The 18,131-nt window shown below is 66.4% G+C and carries 17 protein-coding genes; 11 read left to right on the forward strand and 6 right to left on the reverse strand.

The features are described 5' to 3' along the window. Positions 1-136 precede the first annotated feature (136 nt). Positions 137-1,336 (reverse strand): tyrosine--tRNA ligase, encoded by a 1,200-nt coding sequence (tyrS, locus tag DK254_RS17825; RefSeq protein WP_109934851.1) that lies wholly within the window; start codon positions 1,334-1,336, stop codon positions 137-139. 185 nt (positions 1,337-1,521) lie between these two features. On the opposite strand from tyrS, the gene DK254_RS17830 reads away from it, so the two are divergent. Further along, positions 1,522-2,976, forward strand: coding sequence for a peptidoglycan DD-metalloendopeptidase family protein (locus DK254_RS17830; RefSeq protein ID WP_109934852.1), 1,455 nt, complete (start codon positions 1,522-1,524; stop codon positions 2,974-2,976). 3 nt (positions 2,977-2,979) lie between these two features. Then, positions 2,980-4,071, forward strand: coding sequence for an anhydro-N-acetylmuramic acid kinase (locus DK254_RS17835; RefSeq protein WP_109934853.1), 1,092 nt, complete (start codon positions 2,980-2,982; stop codon positions 4,069-4,071). A gap of 50 nt (positions 4,072-4,121) precedes the next feature. On the opposite strand, the gene erpA is transcribed toward DK254_RS17835, so the two are convergent. Continuing rightward, positions 4,122-4,472, reverse strand: a complete 351-nt coding sequence (gene erpA / locus DK254_RS17840; RefSeq protein WP_009615673.1) for an iron-sulfur cluster insertion protein ErpA — start codon at positions 4,470-4,472, stop codon at positions 4,122-4,124. Positions 4,473-4,618: 146 nt separating this feature from the next. Further along, positions 4,619-5,653: an N-acetyl-gamma-glutamyl-phosphate reductase gene (argC, locus tag DK254_RS17845; protein ID WP_109934854.1), complete on the reverse strand. Its 1,035-nt coding sequence runs from the start codon at positions 5,651-5,653 to the stop codon at positions 4,619-4,621. Positions 5,654-5,841: 188 nt separating this feature from the next. On the opposite strand from argC, the gene hemJ reads away from it, so the two are divergent. From hemJ to coq7, 6 genes are all read left to right on the forward strand, one after another. Beyond that, positions 5,842-6,264: a protoporphyrinogen oxidase HemJ gene (gene hemJ, locus DK254_RS17850; RefSeq protein ID WP_177412091.1), complete on the forward strand. Its 423-nt coding sequence runs from the start codon at positions 5,842-5,844 to the stop codon at positions 6,262-6,264. Between the two features lie 19 nt (positions 6,265-6,283). Further along, positions 6,284-7,252, forward strand: a complete 969-nt coding sequence (locus DK254_RS17855) for a nitronate monooxygenase family protein (protein ID WP_109934856.1) — start codon at positions 6,284-6,286, stop codon at positions 7,250-7,252. Positions 7,253-7,355: 103 nt separating this feature from the next. Beyond that, the gene (locus DK254_RS17860; protein ID WP_109934857.1) at positions 7,356-8,450 is read left to right on the forward strand and encodes a DUF805 domain-containing protein; all 1,095 of its coding nucleotides are present in this window, start codon (positions 7,356-7,358) and stop codon (positions 8,448-8,450) included. A 52-nt stretch (positions 8,451-8,502) separates the two neighbouring features. Further along, a complete protein-coding gene (locus tag DK254_RS17865) occupies positions 8,503-9,294 on the forward strand; it encodes an SDR family oxidoreductase (RefSeq protein WP_109934858.1) in 792 nt (263 codons plus the stop codon). A 76-nt stretch (positions 9,295-9,370) separates the two neighbouring features. After that, on the forward strand, positions 9,371-9,709 hold the full coding sequence (locus tag DK254_RS17870) for a histidine triad nucleotide-binding protein (protein ID WP_009615667.1): 339 nt from the start codon (positions 9,371-9,373) through the stop codon (positions 9,707-9,709). A 98-nt stretch (positions 9,710-9,807) separates the two neighbouring features. Continuing rightward, complete coding sequence (gene coq7, locus DK254_RS17875; RefSeq protein ID WP_089392996.1) at positions 9,808-10,455, forward strand: 2-polyprenyl-3-methyl-6-methoxy-1,4-benzoquinone monooxygenase; 648 nt, start codon at positions 9,808-9,810, stop codon at positions 10,453-10,455. 143 nt (positions 10,456-10,598) lie between these two features. On the opposite strand, the gene speD is transcribed toward coq7, so the two are convergent. Further along, entirely contained in the window at positions 10,599-11,393 is a 795-nt protein-coding gene (speD, locus tag DK254_RS17880) for an adenosylmethionine decarboxylase (protein ID WP_109934859.1), read from the reverse strand. A 220-nt stretch (positions 11,394-11,613) separates the two neighbouring features. Then, positions 11,614-12,036, reverse strand: a complete 423-nt coding sequence (locus DK254_RS17885; protein ID WP_109934860.1) for an OsmC family protein — start codon at positions 12,034-12,036, stop codon at positions 11,614-11,616. Between the two features lie 360 nt (positions 12,037-12,396). Here DK254_RS17885 and crp point away from each other — a divergent pair, with 360 nt between their 5' ends. Next, a complete protein-coding gene (gene crp / locus DK254_RS17890) occupies positions 12,397-13,044 on the forward strand; it encodes a cAMP-activated global transcriptional regulator CRP (protein WP_043269230.1) in 648 nt (215 codons plus the stop codon). Between the two features lie 206 nt (positions 13,045-13,250). Here the strand turns inward: crp and uvrA are convergent, their stop codons facing one another. Continuing rightward, complete coding sequence (uvrA, locus tag DK254_RS17895) at positions 13,251-16,106, reverse strand: excinuclease ABC subunit UvrA (protein ID WP_109934861.1); 2,856 nt, start codon at positions 16,104-16,106, stop codon at positions 13,251-13,253. Positions 16,107-16,318: 212 nt separating this feature from the next. On the opposite strand from uvrA, the gene DK254_RS17900 reads away from it, so the two are divergent. Both DK254_RS17900 and ssb read left to right on the forward strand, forming a co-directional pair. After that, the gene (locus DK254_RS17900) at positions 16,319-17,707 is read left to right on the forward strand and encodes an MFS transporter (protein ID WP_109934862.1); all 1,389 of its coding nucleotides are present in this window, start codon (positions 16,319-16,321) and stop codon (positions 17,705-17,707) included. A gap of 18 nt (positions 17,708-17,725) precedes the next feature. Further along, positions 17,726-18,131 (forward strand): single-stranded DNA-binding protein (gene ssb / locus DK254_RS17905; protein WP_109935777.1); only part of this gene is annotated, 406 nt, incomplete at its 3' end.

Genomic DNA, 18,131 nt, shown 5'->3' on the forward strand with positions numbered 1-18,131 from the left:
TCACCCGCCTGATCACCACCCCCAACTTCGAACCTGCTTAAGTGCTTGATTTTCAAGCTCTTTCAGCGCTTCGTCGCTGGGAGTGGTGCGCATTATAGGGACTTCAGAAGGCCCGTCAACACTTTTCTGAAAGTTTTCACTCGGCCAGCAGAGTGACCTTCGCGAACGCCTTCTTACCAGCCTGCACTATATGAGTCGCGCCTACCTTGAAGACGAAGCTGCGATCCACGGCATGGCCATCGACACGCACGCCGCCGGCGCCCAGCAGGTCGCGCGCCACGGCGGAGTTCTTCACCAGGCCGGCGCGGTTCAGCACGGCGCCGATGGGCAGGTCTTCGGTGGCAGCCACTTCCACTTCCGGGATGTCTTCCGGCAGCTCGCCTTCCTTGAGACGGTTGCCCGCGGACTTGTGGGCGCTGGCGGCGGCTTCTTCGCCATGGAAGCGGGCGACGATCTCCTCCGCCAGCTTGATCTTGACGTCACGCGGGTTGGCGCCGGCCTCGACGTCCTTGCGCAGGGCATTGATCTCGTCCATAGAACGGAAGCTGAGCAACTCGAAGTAACGCCACATCAGCGTGTCCGGAATGGAAACGAGCTTGCTGTACATGACGCCCGGCGCTTCCTGAATGCCGATGTAGTTGCCCAGGGACTTGGACATCTTCTTCACCCCGTCCAGCCCTTCCAGCAGCGGCATGGTCAGGATGCACTGCGGCTCCTGGTCGTAGGCGCGCTGCAGCTCGCGCCCCATGAGCAGGTTGAACTTCTGGTCGGTACCGCCCAGCTCGACGTCGGCGCGCAGGGCTACCGAGTCGTAACCCTGCACCAGCGGATAGAGGAACTCGTGGATGGCGATGGACTGGTTGCTGGCATAGCGTTTGCTGAAGTCATCGCGCTCGAGCATGCGGGCAACGGTGTACTGGGAGGCGAGACGAATGAAATCGGCCGGAGTCAGCTTGTCCATCCAGGTGGAGTTGAACGCCACCTCGGTCCTGGCCGGATCGAGGATCTTGAAGACCTGGGACTTGTACGTCTCGGCGTTCTCCAGCACCTGCTCGCGGGTCAGCGGCGGACGGGTGGCGCTCTTGCCGCTGGGGTCGCCGATCATCCCGGTGAAGTCGCCGATGAGGAAGATCACCTGATGACCCAGGTCCTGGAATTGGCGCAGCTTATTGATAAGGACGGTGTGACCGAGGTGCAGGTCCGGCGCGGTCGGGTCGAAGCCCGCCTTGATCCGCAGCGGCTGGCCGCGCTTGAGCTTTTCGACCAGCTCGGCTTCCACCAGGAGTTCATCCGCACCACGCTTGATCAGCGCCAGCTGCTCTTCGACCGACTTCATCACAGTTCCCGTTCCGTTTTTCCGGCAATCAAAAGGGAACCAACCATACAAGATCGGACACTAAAAACAAGTTTTGCCCGGCGTACGGGGAAATGGCGTCAAACCCTGGGCGATAGACTTGCTTCGAGGGGAATTTGGTTATATTTTAGGCAGTTATTTCACATTCCAAAAACACCACTCACGCCATGACGCAATCGAATCAGAAAGCGCCCTACTATCCGAAGAGCCATCTGCTGGCCGCAAGCGGTGTAGCAGCGCTCCTCAGCCTGGCTCTGCTGGTGTTCCCCTCGAGTGAAGTCGAGGCGAAGAAGACCACGCTCAATCTGGAGCTGGACAGCGGTGCCGACCGCATCATTCAGGAAAAAGACGACCTGCGAAGCCCGCAGGTCACCGAGGGCGAAGGCTCCCCCTTCGCCCGGATCGAAGGTCAGAACGAAAACGACAGCGCCGGAAAAGACGCGGAAGAAGAAAAGAAAGAACTCAAGGCCTCCAACGACAGCCAACCCGCCACGCCCGCCGAACCGGCCTGGAAGCGTGTGACCGTGGGCAAGGGCGACACCCTCTCCACCGTCTTCGCCAAGGCGGGCCTGCCGGCCGGCCTGGTGCACGACGTGCTGGCCAGCAGCAAGGACGCCAAGCAGTTCACCCGCCTGGACGTCGGCCATGAAGTCGAGTTCCTGGTCAGCCCGCAAGGCGAGCTGCAGAGCCTGCGCATCAAGCAGAGCGACCTGGAGACCATCAGCCTGAACAAGTCCGCCAAGGGCTATGCGTTCAAGCGCGATCTGGTCAAGCCGGACGTACACACCGCCTACGCCCATGGCCGCATCGACAGCTCGCTGTTCACCGCGGGCAAGGAAGCCGGCCTGTCCCATGACCTGATCATGGCCCTGGCGAACATCTTCGGCTACGACATCGACTTCGCCCTCGACCTGCGCGAAGGCGACCAGTTCGACGTGATCTACGAGAAGAAGGTGGTCAACGGCCGCCAGGTGGACACCGGCAACATCCTCGCCGCGCGCTTCATCAACCGCGGCAAGGAATACACCGCGGTGCGCTTCACCAACAAGACCGGCAACACCAGCTACTACCGCGCCGACGGCACCAGCATGCGCAAGGCGTTCATCCGCACCCCGGTGGACTTCGCCCGCATCAGCTCGCGCTTCTCCATGGGGCGCCTGCACCCGATCCTGAACAAGATCCGCGCGCACAAGGGCGTCGACTACGCCGCCCCCATCGGCACGCCGATCAAGGCCACCGGCGACGGCAAGGTGGTCGAGGCCGGGCGCAAGGGCGGCTACGGTAACGCCGTGGTCATCCAGCACGGCTCGACCTACCAGACCGTCTACGGCCACATGAGCCGCTTCGCCAAGGGCATCCGCAGCGGCGTCGCGGTCAAGCAGGGGCAGATCATCGGCTACGTCGGCATGACCGGCCTGGCCACCGGCCCGCACCTGCACTACGAGTTCCATGTGAACGGCCAGTACGTCGACCCACTGAGCGCCAAGCTGCCGATGGCCGACCCGCTGGCCGGTCCGGACCGCAAGCGTTTCATGGCCCAGACCCAGCCACTGATGGCGCGCATGGACCAGGAGAAGCCCACCTCCCTGGCCATGAACAAGCAGCAAGAGCAGCAGCGCTGAGCCATGGCGCTCTACCTGGGGGTGATGTCCGGCACCAGCCTCGATGGCCTGGACATCGCCCTGGTCGAGCAGGGTGAAAACGCCACCACCCTGCTCGCCTCCCACTACATCCCCATGCCCCCGGACCTGCGCGCCGAGTTGCTGGCCCTGTGCGCCAGCGGCCCCGACGAGATAGCCCGCGGCGCCTGCGCCGAGAACGCCTGGGTGCGCCTGGCCGCCCAGGGTATCCAGGAACTGCTGCAACGCCAGCGACTGACACCCGCTGCTATCCGCGCCGTCGGCAGCCACGGCCAGACCGTGCGCCACGAACCGCAGCGCGGCTTCACCGTGCAGATCGACAACCCCGCCCTGCTCGCCGAGCTGACTGGCATCGACGTGGTGGCCGACTTCCGCCGCCGCGACGTCGCGGCAGGCGGCCAGGGCGCGCCGCTGGTACCGGCCTTCCACCAGGCGCTGTTCGGCAACGAAAGGCAGCGGGCCGTGCTGAACGTCGGCGGCTTCAGCAACGTCTCGCTGCTCGCCCCCGGCGAGCCGGTACGCGGCTTCGACTGCGGCCCGGGCAACGTGCTGCTGGACAGCTGGATCCACGACCAGCGCGGCGACGCCTACGACCGCGACGGCGCCTGGGCGGCCAGCGGCCAGGTGAATGCCGAACTGCTGCAGCGCTTCCTCGCCGACGACTTCTTCGCCACCCGCGGGCCGAAGAGCACCGGTCGCGAACGCTTCAACCTGCCCTGGCTGAAAGCGAAGCTGGCCGAAGGCCCCGCCCTCCCCGCCGAGGACGTGCAGGCCACCCTGCTGGAGCTCAGCGCCCGCAGCATCGCCGAATCCCTGCTGCATGCGCAGCCGGGTTGCGAGGAAGTGCTGGTGTGCGGCGGCGGCGCCTTCAACGGCGCGTTCATGGCGCGGCTGGCGGCGCACCTGCCCAAGGCGAAGGTGGCCAGTACCGCGGATTACGGCGTGGCGCCGGAATGGATGGAAGCCATGGCCTTCGCCTGGCTGGCGCACCGCTTCCTCGAGCGCCTGCCCGGCAACCGCCCGGAAGTCACGGGCGCGGCCGGGCCGCGGATACTCGGCGCCCTCTACCCCGCCTGAACAAACGAAAACGCCGCGCAGATGCGCGGCGTTTCGTCGTTACGGCCGACTCAGATCGAGAACGACTGACCGCACCCGCAGGTGGTGGCGGCGTTCGGGTTCTTGATCACGAAGCGCGAACCTTCCAGGCCTTCCTGGTAGTCCACCTCGGCGCCGGCGAGGTACTGGAAGCTCATCGGGTCGACCACCAGGCTGACGCCATCGCGCTCCACCACGGTATCGTCATCCGCGGTGTCCTCGTCGAAGGTGAAGCCGTACTGGAAGCCCGAGCAGCCGCCGCCGGTGACGAAGACGCGCAGTTTCAGACGCGGATTGCCTTCTTCGTCGATCAGCGTCTTCACCTTGTGCGCGGCCCCGTTGGAGAAGATCAGTGGGGTGGGGGTGAAGGTCTCGATGGTCATGTCAGATGTCTCCCGGCCGAGGCCGTACGTTACAACATTGCGGGCTATTATCCGCTTACCCGAGAAAAATGGTCAACTAAGCCAGGTCAATCCTTCGTCGAACATCCCCCGGGGACGGGCTCCCGCAATGGGAGCCCGGGCTCGCCTCAGGGCAGCAGGGCCACGTTGGACAGGCCCAGACGCTCGTCCAGGCCGAAGAGGATGTTCATGTTCTGGATGGCCTGGCCGGAGGCTCCCTTGACCAGGTTGTCGATCACCGACAGCACCACCACCAGGTCGCCGCCCTGCGGGCGGTGCACGGCGATGCGGCAGACGTTGGCGCCGCGCACGCTGCGGGTCTCCGGGTGGCTGCCGGCCGGCATCACGTCGACGAAGGGCTCGTTGGCGTAGCGCTCCTCGAACAGCTTCTGCAGGTCCACGCCACGATCGGCCACCTGGGCGTAGAGGGTGGCGTGGATGCCGCGGATCATCGGCGTCAGGTGCGGGACGAAAGTCAGGCCGACATCGCCCCCGGCGGCGCGGCGCAGGCCCTGGCTGATTTCCGGCAGGTGGCGGTGGCCCTTGACCGAGTACGCCATCATGCTCTCGCCGGCCTCGCAGAATAGCGAACCGACCTTGGCGCCACGGCCGGCGCCGCTGACGCCGGACTTGCAGTCGGCGATCAGCCGCGAGGTGTCGGCCAGGCCGGCTTCCAGCAGCGGGATGAAGCCCAGCTGGGTGGCGGTGGGGTAGCAGCCGGGCACGGCGATCAGGCGCGCCGACCTGATCGCCTCGCGGTTGACTTCCGGCAGGCCGTAGACGGCCTCGGGCAGCAGCTGCGGCGCGCCATGGGGCTGACCGTACCACCTGGCCCATTCCTCGGCATCCTGCAGGCGGAAGTCGGCGGACAGGTCGATGACGCGGGTGCCGGTGGCCAGCAGCTCGCCGGCCAGGGCATGGGCGACGCCGTGCGGGGTGGCGAAGAACACCACGTCGCAGGCGCCCAGGCGCTGCACATCCGGCACGCTGAAGGACAGGTAGTCGTAGTGGCCTCGCAGGTTCGGGTACATGTCGGCGACCTTCACGCCCTCCTCGGAGCGCGAGGTGATCACCTCGACGCGCGCCTCGGGATGCTGGGCCAGCAGACGCAGCAGCTCCACACCCGTGTAACCCGTACCACCTACGATACCGACCTTGATCATCTGTCCGTCACTCCGCCAATAAGGGGCTCACTCAGAGCCGCCCATGATAAGAGCGCGGGCCCCGCATGAACAGGCCGAAGCGCCGCGGGCGACGAGTCGCCGGCAGCGGCGCGCGACTTCGCGGGGATGACGCTGGCACGGGGCTGCCACTACTATCAGCGCAACCGTGACCCGAGGAGCTATCGATGCTGTATCTGTGGATAAAGGCCCTGCACATAGTCGCAGTGGTCTGCTGGTTCGCCGGCCTGTTCTACCTGCCGCGCCTGTTCGTCTACCACGCCATGAGCGAGGACGCCGCCAGCCGCGAGCGCTTCCAGGTCATGGAGCGCAAGCTGTACCGCGGCATCATGGGCCCGTCGATGGTCCTGACCATCCTGCTCGGCACCTGGATGCTCTACCTGACCCCGGGCTGGCTGAGCCAGGGCTGGCTGCACGCCAAGCTGACCCTGGTGGTCCTGCTGATCGGCTACCACCACGCCTGCGGCGCCATGCTCAAGCGCTTCGCCCGTGGCGAGAACCGCCGCAGCCACGTGTTCTTCCGCTGGTTCAACGAAGTCCCTGTGCTTTTCCTGCTGGCCATCGTCATTCTCGTAGTGGTCAAACCTTTCTAAGTCCTGCCCGGAGCCTCCCATGTCCCTGCCCGCCCTGCTCGACCGCCGTCTGCGCCTGCCCCTGGTGGCGGCGCCCATGTTCCTGGTGTCCAACCCGCAACTGGTGCTGGCCTGCTGCCACAGCGGCATCGTCGGCAGCTTCCCGGCGCTGAACCAGCGCGAGAGCAGCGGCTTCAAGGCCTGGCTGGAAGAGATCGAGGCCGGCCTGGCCGACGCCCCGCAGGCGGCGCCCTACGCCGTGAACCTCATCGTCCACCACAGCAACCCGCGCCTGCAGGCGGACCTGGCGCTGTGCGTGGAGCACCGCGTGCCCATCGTCATCACCAGCCTGGGCGCGGTGCGCGAGGTGGTCGATGCGGTGCACAGCTATGGCGGCCTGGTGTTCCACGACGTGACCACCCGCCGCCATGCGGAGAAGGCGGCCGAAGCCGGGGTCGACGGGCTCATCGCGGTGGCCGCCGGCGCCGGTGGCCATGCCGGCACCTGGAGCCCCTTCGCCCTGGTCGCGGAGATCCGCCAGTTCTTCGACAAGACGCTGCTGCTGGCGGGCTGCATCAACCGCGGGCACGAGATCCTGGCGGCGCAGATACTGGGCGCCGACCTCGCCTACCTGGGCACGCGCTTCATCGCCACCCGCGAGAGCAACGCCTCCACGGCTTACAAGAAGATGCTGCTGGAGGCCCGAGCCGCCGACATCATCCACACCCCGGCGGTCTCCGGCGTGCCGGCCAGCTTCATGCGCCAGAGCCTGGAGGCCGCCGGCTTCGACATGGCGCGCCTGAACGAGAAGGGCGAGCTCAACTACGGCGAGAAACTCAAACCGGTCAACGACGAGGCCAAGGCCTGGAAGACCGTCTGGTCCGCCGGCCAGGGCGTGGGCAACATCAGCGACCTGCCGTCGGTGGACGAACTGGTGGCGCGCCTGGACCAGGAGTACCGCGACGCCCTCCGGCGCGGCGGCGCCCTGCCCGGCCTGCTGCGCCCCTGAACGGGGCTCGCAAATCCGCGCATGCTGGCTTGTTGCCCCCAGGGCCTGCGTTTAGGCTGTAGCCAAATGCTGCAGCCCAACCAACCGACAAGGACGCCTCTCGATGGATGAAACGCGCTACAAGATCGTGTTCGACGGCACGTTGATGCCGCAAACGCCGCTGGAAACCGCCAAGGAAAACCTCGCCCGCCTGTTCAAGAGCGACCTGGCGCGCATCGAGGCGCTGTTCAGCGGGCAACTGGTCGTGCTCAAGCGCGACCTTTCCGAGGGCGAGGCCGACAAGTACCTGCAGGCGCTGCACAACGCCGGCGCCCAGGCGCGCAAGGAGTCCGACCTGGTGTCCAGCCTGTCGCTGGTGGAGACCGAGGATCATCCCGGCGCCGCGAGCCTGGCCGCGGCAGCCACGGAACCGGCGGCCGACGCCCAGCGGATGACCTGCCCCAAGTGCGGCCACGAGCAGGCCAAGGCCAGCGAGTGCGGCGCCTGCGGCATCATCATCGACAAGTACCTGGCGCGCCAGGCCGAGCTGGCCGCCACCCAACCCGCGGAACCAGCCCCCGCCGCGCCGCGCGCCCAGTCGCCCTACGCCACCCCGCAGGCCCCGGTCGGCGAGGCGCTGCCGGAATACGGCGAGCTGCAGTACTTCAGCGTCCAGGGCCGCATCGGCCGGGTGCGCTACCTGGGCTGGAGCATGGCCATGATCCTCGCCCTGATCCCGGCCTTCGCGCTGTTCGCCGCCCTCACCGCGGTGTCCCACACACTGGGTGGACTGGTACTGATCGCCGCCTGCGTCGGCATGGCCGTGGTCAGCATCTTCTTCGGCGTGCAGCGCCTGCACGACATCGGCTGGTCCGGCTGGCTGTGGCTGCTCAACTTCGTTCCCGTGGTGGGCAGCGTCATGGCCCTGCTGATGCTGCTGGTGCCCGGCACCACCGGCGCCAACCGCTACGGCCCGCCGCCGCCGCCCAACAGCCGCGGCGTGGTGGCCCTGGCCTGGGCGTCGATCCTGGTGCCCATCGTCGGCATCCTCGCCGCAATCGCCATCCCCGCCTACCAGGGTTATCTCACCCGTGCCCAAGAAGCGGCCTACAGCCAGGATCAGGACTACGACTCGGCGGCGACCGCCGAGCCCCAGGCCGACGACGAGGGCGACGAGGACGCCAGCGCCGTGGATACCGACGAGCCCTCGGAGCAATAGCCCACGGCAATGGGGCGCGCTAGAATCCGCGCCCCATTCCGGAGACCCATCGATGCCACGCTATGCCCTGATCACCGGCGCCTCCAGCGGTATCGGCCTCGCCCTGGCCGAGGCCCTGGCGCGCCGCGGCCAGGCCCTGATCCTGGTGGCGCGCCAGCGCGATGCCCTGGAAAGCATCGCCTATGAGCTGGCCCAGCGCTTCGGTGTGGATGTGCTGTTCCGTATCTGCGACCTGTCCGAGCCGCTGCAGCTGTCCGGGCTGCTGCACGAGCTGGAGCAGTCCGGCCGGCAGATCGAGCTGCTGGTGAACAACGCCGGCTTCGGCAGCGGCGGCGCCTTCGTCGAGCAGGACTGGTCCCGCGAGCAGGAGATGATCGAGCTCAACGTCCTCGCCCTGGCGCGCCTGTGCCACGCCATCGGCGGGCAGATGGCGCGCAGCGGCGGCGGGCAGATACTCAACGTGGCTTCGGTGGTCGGCTTCATGCCCGGCCCGTGGATGAGCAACTACTACGCCAGCAAGGCCTACGTCCTGCACCTGTCCGAGGCGCTGCGCTCCGAGCTCAAGCGCCACGGCGTCAAGGTCTCGGTGCTGTGCCCGGGGCCGACGCGCACGGCCTTCTTCCGCAATGCCAGCGTGGAGGCCACACGCCTGGACGGCAGCAAGCTGATGATGAGCCCCGAGGAAGTGGCACTGATCACGGTGAAGGCCCTGCAGCGCAACAAGGCCATCATCATCCCCGGCTGGCGCAACCGCCTGATGGCCTGGAGCCCTCGCCTGGCGCCGCGCTGGCTGGTGCGCTGGATCGCCGGGCGGGCCAACCGCTCGGTCCTGCCGTTGCGCTAGGCCGGCCACGGCGGGCTGGGTTCCCCGGGCGCGGCCGGCTAAACTGCGGACCATCGCCCCTACCGGAGGACATCCCATGGACTGCCTGTTCTGCAAGATCGCCGCGGGGGAAATCCCGGCGCGCAAGCTCTACGAAGACGACCAGGTCATCGCCTTCCACGATATCGGCCCGCAGGCGCCGGTGCATTTCCTGGTGGTGCCCAAGCGCCACATTGCCACCCTCAACGATCTGGAGGAGGCTGACAAGCCGCTGGCCGGGCACATCCTCCTCACCGCCCAGCGCCTGGCCGCCGAGCAGGGCTGCGCGGAAGGCTTCCGGGTGGTGATGAACTGCAACGACCTGGGCGGCCAGACCGTGCACCACATCCACATGCACGTCCTCGGCCAGCGCCAGATGCACTGGCCACCGGGCTGAGCCGCCAGGCGCCGGGCGGCCGCGCAGCCGCCCCGCCGCAAGACCTGTCATCGGCAATCCGTTAAACTGGCCGCTGTTTTCCCTTTCGGAGGTGCGCCATGTCCGCCGACCGTCACTATTCCCCCGCCGACCGCTTCCTGCTGCAGGCCGATGCCGCGTTGCGCACCCTGCTGCCCTTCAGCGGTCACCCGGCGCGCCCGTCGCCGGCCATCGTGCAGCCCGACGCCGAACTCGACGAGGCCGACAGCCGCCACATCGCCGGGCTGATGCGCATCAACCACACCGGCGAGGTCTGCGCCCAGGCGCTGTACCAGGGCCAGGCGCTGACCGCCAAGTTGCCGCAGGTGCGCAAGGCCATGGAGGAAGCCGCCGACGAGGAAGTCGACCACCTGGCCTGGTGCGAACAGCGCATCCGCGAACTGGGCAGCCGCCCGAGCCTGCTCAACCCGCTGTTCTACGGCCTGTCCTTCGGCGTCGGCGCGGCGGCGGGGCTGATCAGCGACCGCATCAGCCTGGGCTTCGTCGCGGCCACCGAGGACCAGGTGTGCAAGCACCTCGACGAGCACCTGGAGCAACTGCCGGCCGAAGACCAGAAGAGCCGCGCCATCCTCGAGCAGATGCGCGTGGACGAGGAACACCACGCCAACAGCGCCATCGACGCCGGCGGCGTGCGCTTCCCGGCGCCGGTGAAGTTCGGCATGTCGCTGCTGTCCAAGGTCATGACCAAGACCACCTATCGGATCTAGGCGTCAGGCGGCAGGCTTCAGGCGGCAGGCAAGAGCGCGAGGGGCGCCCTTCGCAGGAGCGAGCTTGCTCGCGAACGATTCCGCGCCGGAGCCCGGTTCGCTCGCTCTTGCCTGCAGCCTGCCGCCTGCCGCCTGCAGCCGCCTCAGTGCGGCATATTGCGGCCGTAGAAGATCTCCAGCATCTCGTGGCGGACGCGCTCTTCCACCTGCTTGCGCTGCTCCGCCGAGAGGTTGCTGGTAGCGTCGCCGAACAGGTAGTTGTCCAGGTCGAACTGCTTGAGCAGCATCTTGGTGTGGAACAGGTTCTCCTGGTACACGTTCACGTCGGTCATCTGGTAGGCCTCGTACGTGTCGTCGGAGAGGTAGTTCTGGATCGAGTTGATCTCGTGGTCGATGAAGTGCTTCTTGCCCTCCACGTCGCGGGTGAAGCCGCGCACGCGGTAGTCCACGGTGACGATGTCCGAGTCGAACTGGTGGATCAGGTAGTTGAGCGCCTTCAGCGGCGAGATCACCCCGCAGGTGGAAACGTCGATGTCCACCCGGAAGGTCGCGATGCCTTCCACCGGATGGATCTCCGGGTAGGTGTGCACGGTGATGTGGCTCTTGTCCAGGTGCGCCAGTATGGTTTCCGGTAGCGGCCCGGGGGACTCCTCGATCTGGCTGTCGGTCGGGGTGACCGGCTGCTCGGAGATCAGGATGGTAACGCTGGCGCCTTGGGGGTCGTAGTCCTGACGGGCAATGTTCAGGATGTTGGCGCCGATGATGTCGACGACATCCGTGAGGATCTGCGTCAGACGCTCGGCATCGTACTCTTCGTCGATGTACTGCACGTAGGCCTGCTGGTCTTCCGGCGTCTCGGCGTAGCAGATGTCGTAGATGTTGAAGCTCAAGGTCTTCGTCAGGTTGTTGAACCCGTGGAGCTTGAGTTTGCTTTTCACCGTGGGGAACTCTCTTCAATGCGGCTCTGCCGCGTGGTTGAGCATGCCCGTCAGATGCATACGGCGCACCTGCGTAGGACGGTTTACACCTCTTCGCGTTGGCGATTGTGGTTGCTTGGTTTGGGGCCTGGCCCCGAAAAAAGGTGGCGCATTATGCAGAGGTCGGGCGACCTCTGCCAGCCTTTACGCCACCGCCATGACGATCACGTGACGAGGGGAATCAGCCGAGCTCGACGATCTCGTAGTCGTGGGTGATCGCCACGCCCGCGCGGCCGAGCATGATCGAGGCCGAGCAGTACTTCTCCGCCGACAGCTCGACGGCGCGCTTGACCTGGGCTTCCTTCAGGCCACGGCCCTTGACCACGAAGTGCACGTGGATCTTCGTGAACACCTTCGGGTCCTCGTCGGCGCGCTCGGCCTCGAGGAAGGCCTCGCAGCTCTCCACCGGCTGGCGGCCCTTCCTGAGGATGCTTACCACGTCGAAGTTGGTGCAGCCGCCCAGGCCGAGCAGCAGCATTTCCATCGGGCGCACGCCCAGGTTGCGGCCACCGGCATCGGGCGGACCGTCCATCACCACCACATGACCGCTGCCGGATTCACCGAGGAACATGGCCTCGCCGGCCCACTGGATTCTCGCTTTCATGCAAAGGCTTCCGCCGGAAAAAAAAGGGGGCGCCAGCTTACCACAAGGCCTGGAATGCTCAGGCGATGTTGACCAGGTCTCAATTCGAGCCCTGATACCCTAACGTTCTATTATGCTGGCGTCATTTTACTGGCACACTCCTGAGGTTAAATTGACGGCCCGACCAGCTTTCGATTGTCGGCGCCAGGGCGTCTGTTTAAGCTCTTGCCATTAAAAAGACCGCCGGCCATTGTAGCGGCGGCACCGATGCTCGGGGGAGAGCATCGTAAAGTCACGGTAATCCAGCCAAGGACGACACATAACAACTCGACAAAGCGCCTGTCGTGCACAGGGCCATTCTTATAATTTCGGGACTCGGGCATGGTAGCTATTACCCTTACACCCAAACACAAAAACCTCGACAAGTTGCTCGCACACTGTCACCGCCGCCGCTACACCCCCAAGAGCACCATCATCTACGCCGGGGATCGTTGCGAAAGCCTGTTCTTCATCATCAAGGGCTCGGTCACCGTCCTGATCGAGGACGACGACGGCCGGGAAATGATCATCGGCTACCTCAACAGCGGGGACTTCTTCGGCGAGATGGGGCTGTTCGAGAAGGACGGCAGCGCCGCCCAGGAACGCAGCGCGTGGGTTCGCGCCAAGGGCGAGTGCGAGGTGGCGGAAATCAGCTACACCAAGTTCCGCGAACTCTGCCTGCAGGACCCGGAGATTCTCCTCACCCTCGGCAGCCAGATGGCCGAGCGCCTGCGCAAGACCACGCGCAAGGTCGGCGACCTGGCCTTCCTCGACGTCACCGGGCGCGTCGCCCGCACCCTGCTGGACCTGTGCCAGCAGCCGGACGCCATGACCCACCCCGACGGCATGCAGATCAAGATCACCCGCCAGGAGATCGGCCGTATCGTCGGCTGCTCGCGGGAGATGGTCGGCCGCGTGCTGAAGAGCCTGGAGGAACAGGGCCTGGTGCACGTGAAGGGCAAGACCATGGTGGTGTTCGGCACCCGCTGAACACCAGGTGCGAAAAGGCCGGCGAATCAGGCTGCGTGAAAAACCGAGCGGCTCTTCGAAGAGCGCGTTCCTACGTGAAATCTGAAGAGGCTTGGCTATTCAGCCAATCCAGAATCCACGTAGAAACGCGAAATCCAGGTTGTTTTTTAACCAGTGGGACCGATCCTGAGGTTTTCACACAGCCTGTTCGGCGGGGCTTTTTCCTGTCAGGCGCGGTCGCGTTCCAGCAGCGGCTTGAGGAAGCACCCGGTGTGCGACGCCTCCATCTCCGCCACCTGCTCCGGCGTGCCGCTGGCGATGATCTGGCCACCCTTGGAGCCGCCTTCGGGGCCGAGGTCGACCAGCCAGTCGGCGGTCTTGATCACGTCCAGGTTGTGCTCGATCACTACCACTGTGTTGCCGTGGTCGCGCAGGCGGTGCAGCACGTCGAGCAGTTGCTGGATGTCCGCGAAGTGCAGGCCGGTGGTCGGCTCGTCGAGGATGTACAGGGTCTTGCCGGTATCGCGCTTGGACAGCTCGCGGGACAGCTTCACCCGCTGCGCCTCACCGCCGGACAGGGTGGTCGCGCTCTGCCCCAGCTTGATGTACGACAGGCCCACGTCGATCAGCGTCTGTAGCTTGCGGGCGATGGCCGGCACGGCGTCGAAGAACGCCCGGGCATCCTCGATGGTCATGTCCAGCACCTCGGTGATGCTCTTGCCCTTGTAGCGGATCTCCAGCGTCTCGCGGTTGTAGCGCTTGCCCTTGCAGACGTCACAGGGCACGTAGATGTCCGGCAGGAAGTGCATCTCCACCTTGATCACGCCATCGCCCTGGCAGGCCTCGCAGCGGCCGCCCTTGACGTTGAACGAGAAGCGCCCCGGGCCGTAGCCGCGCGAGCGGGCTTCCGGCACCCCGGCGAACAACTCGCGGATGGGGGTGAACAGGCCGGTGTAGGTCGCCGGGTTCGAGCGCGGGGTGCGGCCGATCGGGCTCTGGTCGATGTCCACCACCTTGTCCAGGTGCTGCAGGCCGTCGAAGGAATCGTAGGGCGCGACCTCCAGGCTGGTGGCGCCGTTCAGCGCGGTGGCGGTGATCGGGAACAGGGTGTTGTTGATCAGCGTCGACTTGCCCGAGCCGGACACGCCGGTGACGCAGGTGAACAGGCCGACCGGCAGCTCCAGGTTGACGTTGCGCAGGTTGTTGCCGCGCGCGCCCTTGAGCTTTAGCAACTGCTTCTTGTTGCGCGGCGTGCGCGTGGCCGGCACCACGATCTTCTGGCGGCCGGAGAGGTACTTGCCGGTGACCGAGTCCGGGTGGCTCATGACCTGCTCGGGGGTGCCCTCGGCGACGATCTGCCCGCCGTGCACGCCGGCGCCGGGGCCGATGTCCACCACATAGTCGGCGAGGCGGATGGCGTCCTCGTCGTGCTCCACCACTATCACCGTGTTGCCCAGGTTGCGCAGGTGGGTGAGGGTGGCCAGCAGGCGCTCGTTGTCGCGCTGGTGCAGGCCGATGGAGGGCTCGTCGAGGATGTACATCACCCCCACCAGGCCGGCGCCGATCTGGCTGGCCAGGCGGATGCGCTGGGCCTCGCCGCCGGACAGGGTGTCGGCGCTGCGGTCGAGGGTCAGGTAGTCGAGGCCGACGTTGACCAGGAACTGCAGGCGCTCGCGGATCTCCTTGAGGATCTTCGCCGCGATCTCGCCGCGGCGGCCGGTCAGGGTCAGCCCGGCGGCGTATTCGCTGGCCTCGCCCACCGGCATCGCGGTGACCGCCGGCAGGGTCCTGTCGCCCACCCACACGTGGCGCGCCTCGCGGCGCAGGCGGGTGCCGTGGCAGTCCGGGCAGGGCTGGGTGCTGAGGAACTTGGCCAGCTCCTCGCGCACGGTCATGGACTCGGTCTCGCGGTAGCGGCGCTCCAGGTTCGGCAGGATGCCTTCGAAGGGGTGGGCGCGCTTGACGATGTCGCCGCGGTCGTTGAGGTAGCGGAACTCGACGTTCTCGCGGCCCGAACCGTTCAGGATGAACTTCTGGTGCTCGGCGGAGAGCTCCTGGAAGGGCTCCTCCAGGCTGAAGCCGAAGTGCGCGGCCAGCGAGCCGAGCATCTGGAAGTAGTAGACGTTGCGCCTGTCCCAGCCGCGGATGGCGCCCTCGGCCAGGGTCAGCTCGCCGTTGACCACCCGGCGCGCGTCGAAGAACTGCTTCACGCCCAGGCCGTCGCAGGTGGGGCAGGCGCCGGCCGGGTTGTTGAAGGAGAACAGCTTGGGCTCCAGCTCGCTGATGGAGTGGCCGCAGACCGGGCAGGCGAAGCGCGCGGAGAAGATCATCTCCTCGCCTTCTTCGCCCTGCTTTTTGTCGTCTTCGTCGGGGAGTGGCGCCACCAGGGCGATGCCGTCGGCCAGGTTGATGGCCGTCTCGAAGGACTCCGCCAGGCGCTGCTGCAAGTCGCCGCGGACCTTGAAGCGGTCCACCACCACGTCGATGGAGTGCTTCTGCTTCTTGTCCAGCTTGGGCAGTTCGTCCAGCTCGTAGAGCTTGCCGTCGACCCGCGCGCGGACGAAGCCCTGGGCGCGCATCTCCTCGAACACCGCCAGGTGCTCGCCCTTGCGTTCGCGGATCACCGGGGCCAGCAGCATCAGCCGGCGGCCCTCGGGCAGCGCCAGCACCTGGTCGACCATCTGGCTGACGGTCTGCGCCTCCAGCGGGATGTCGTGGTCCGGGCAGCGCGGGATGCCGACGCGGGCGTAGAGCAGGCGCAGGTAGTCGTAGATCTCGGTGATGGTGCCCACGGTGGAGCGCGGGTTGTGCGAAGTGGACTTCTGCTCGATGGAGATCGCCGGCGACAGGCCCTCGATGGTGTCGACGTCGGGTTTTTCCATCATCGAGAGGAACTGCCGGGCATAGGCCGACAGGGATTCCACGTAGCGGCGCTGGCCCTCGGCGTAGAGGGTGTCGAAGGCCAGGGAGGACTTGCCGGAGCCGGACAGGCCGGTGATCACGATCAGCTTGTCGCGGGGCAGGGTCAGGTCGATGTTCTTCAGGTTGTGGGTACGTGCCCCACGGATGAGGATCTTGTCCACAGCGGCCTCGCATGGCGGGCGAAAACCGCTGAGTATACGTTTCCCCGGCAGTACGCGGCAAAGTGGCGCGTCTGTGCCGCCGGGCGGCAGGGCTGCTAGAATGCCCGGCTATTTTTCGGCGTCGGCGGCAGCCGGCCATCCGGGAACGGATGGGCACGCCATTGCGGGAGCAAGAAGCACAAGCCCGCTCCAGTCATTCCCCTGAGGGACTTATGCACGACACCCACACTGAGCGCATGAGTGGCACCGAAACCCGCGCGGCCGTCGGCCTTTCCCTGGTCTTCGCGTTCCGCATGCTCGGCATGTTCATGGTCCTGCCGGTACTCGCCACCTACGGTCAGGACCTGGCCGGCGCGACCCCGGCGCTGATCGGCCTGGCCATCGGCGCCTACGGCCTGACCCAGGCCATCCTGCAGATACCCCTGGGCACCCTGTCCGACCGCATCGGCCGCCGGCCGATCATCGTCGTCGGCCTGCTGGTGTTCGCCCTCGGCGCGGCCGTGGCGGCCAACGCCGACGGCATCTGGGGCGTCATCGCCGGGCGGGTGATCCAGGGCGCCGGGGCGATCTCCGCCGCGGTCATGGCCATGCTCTCCGACCTCACCCGCGAGCAGCACCGCACCAAGGCCATGGCCACCATCGGCATGAGCATCGGCGTGTCCTTCGCCGTGGCCATGGTCGCCGGCCCGGTGCTGACGCACCTGTTCGGCCTGCATGGGCTGTTCTGGTTCACCGCCGGCATGGCGCTGGTCGGCCTGCTGATCATCCTGTTCTTCGTCCCCAGCCCGGACCACCGCCTGCAGCACCGCGAGTCCAGCGTGGCCGCCCAGGCGCTGATCCCGACCCTGAAGAATGCCGACCTGCTGCGCCTGGACGCCGGCATCCTGGTGCTGCACGCCATCCTCATGGCCAGCTTCGTGGCCCTGCCGCTGGCCCTGGTGGAGCGCGCCGGGCTGCCCAAGGAAGAGCACTGGTGGGTCTACCTGACCGCGCTGCTGGTGGGCTTCTTCGGCATGGTGCCGTTCATCATCTACGCCGAGAAGAAGCGCCAGATGAAGCGCGTGCTGGCCGGCGCGGTGGCCACCCTGCTGCTGTGCGAGCTGTTCTTCTGGGAATTCGGCTACAGCCTGAAGGAACTGGTGTTCGGCATCATCGTCTACTTCACCGCCTTCAACCTGCTGGAAGCCTCACTGCCGTCGCTGGTGAGCAAGGTGTCGCCGGCCGGCGGCAAGGGCACGGCAATGGGCGTGTACTCCACCAGCCAGTTCCTCGGCGCTGCGGTGGGCGGCATCCTCGGCGGCTGGATGTTCCAGCACGGCGGGCTGGACGGGGTGTTCATCGGCTGCGCAGCGCTGGCTGCCATCTGGCTGGCGATTGCTGTTACCATGCGTGAACCGCCGTATGTAACGAGCATCCGCCTGCCCCTGTCTGACGAGGCGCTGCGTGATGCCTCGTTGGCCGAGCGTTTCAAGGCATTGCCCGGTGTGAGCGATGTGATGGTGGTCGCCGAAGAGGCCGCCGCTTATGTCAAAGTAGATTCCCAACAAGTGGATCGCACGTCCCTCGAGCGCCTGGCAGGCGCCGAGCCGGCGACGTGCTGAAGCCTTTAGGAGAGCGTCATGGCCCGTGGGGTTAACAAAGTCATTCTGGTTGGTAACGTCGGTGGCGATCCGGAAACCCGCTACCTGCCCAACGGCAACGCGGTGACCAACGTCACCCTGGCCACCAGCGAGAGCTGGAAGGACAAGCAGACCGGCCAGCAGCAGGAACGTACCGAATGGCACCGCGTGGTGTTCTTCGGCCGCCTGGCGGAGATCGTCGCCGAGTACGTGCGCAAGGGTTCGCAGATCTACGTCGAAGGCAGCCTGCGTACCCGCAAGTGGCAGGGCCAGGACGGTCAGGACAAGTACACCACCGAGATCGTGGTGGACATCAACGGCAACATGCAACTGCTCGGCGGCCGTCCGGGCGCCGGCGGCGACGACGCCCCGCGTGCGCCGCGCGAACCCCAGCAGCGCCCGCAAC

It is taken from the genome of Pseudomonas sp. RW407, assembly GCF_003176655.1.
Classification (GTDB): Bacteria; Pseudomonadota; Gammaproteobacteria; order Pseudomonadales; family Pseudomonadaceae; genus Pseudomonas; species Pseudomonas delhiensis.

Excerpts from the sequence above, each read along its gene's own strand:
- DK254_RS17870 (WP_009615667.1), top strand. The coding sequence starts at position 9,371 with ATGGACTGCCTGTTCTGCAAGATCGCCGCGGGGGAAATCCCGGCGCGC.
- tyrS (WP_109934851.1), bottom strand. The coding sequence starts at position 1,336 with ATGAAGTCGGTCGAAGAGCAGCTGGCGCTGATCAAGCGTGGTGCGGAT.
- DK254_RS17885 (WP_109934860.1), bottom strand. The coding sequence starts at position 12,036 with ATGAAAGCGAGAATCCAGTGGGCCGGCGAGGCCATGTTCCTCGGTGAA.
- coq7 (WP_089392996.1), top strand. The coding sequence starts at position 9,808 with ATGTCCGCCGACCGTCACTATTCCCCCGCCGACCGCTTCCTGCTGCAG.
- DK254_RS17865 (WP_109934858.1), top strand. The coding sequence starts at position 8,503 with ATGCCACGCTATGCCCTGATCACCGGCGCCTCCAGCGGTATCGGCCTC.
- crp (WP_043269230.1), top strand. The coding sequence starts at position 12,397 with ATGGTAGCTATTACCCTTACACCCAAACACAAAAACCTCGACAAGTTG.
- DK254_RS17900 (WP_109934862.1), top strand. The coding sequence starts at position 16,319 with ATGCACGACACCCACACTGAGCGCATGAGTGGCACCGAAACCCGCGCG.
- DK254_RS17855 (WP_109934856.1), top strand. The coding sequence starts at position 6,284 with ATGTCCCTGCCCGCCCTGCTCGACCGCCGTCTGCGCCTGCCCCTGGTG.
- erpA (WP_009615673.1), bottom strand. The coding sequence starts at position 4,472 with ATGACCATCGAGACCTTCACCCCCACCCCACTGATCTTCTCCAACGGG.
- DK254_RS17860 (WP_109934857.1), top strand. The coding sequence starts at position 7,356 with ATGGATGAAACGCGCTACAAGATCGTGTTCGACGGCACGTTGATGCCG.
- DK254_RS17835 (WP_109934853.1), top strand. The coding sequence starts at position 2,980 with ATGGCGCTCTACCTGGGGGTGATGTCCGGCACCAGCCTCGATGGCCTG.
- DK254_RS17830 (WP_109934852.1), top strand. The coding sequence starts at position 1,522 with ATGACGCAATCGAATCAGAAAGCGCCCTACTATCCGAAGAGCCATCTG.
- argC (WP_109934854.1), bottom strand. The coding sequence starts at position 5,653 with ATGATCAAGGTCGGTATCGTAGGTGGTACGGGTTACACGGGTGTGGAG.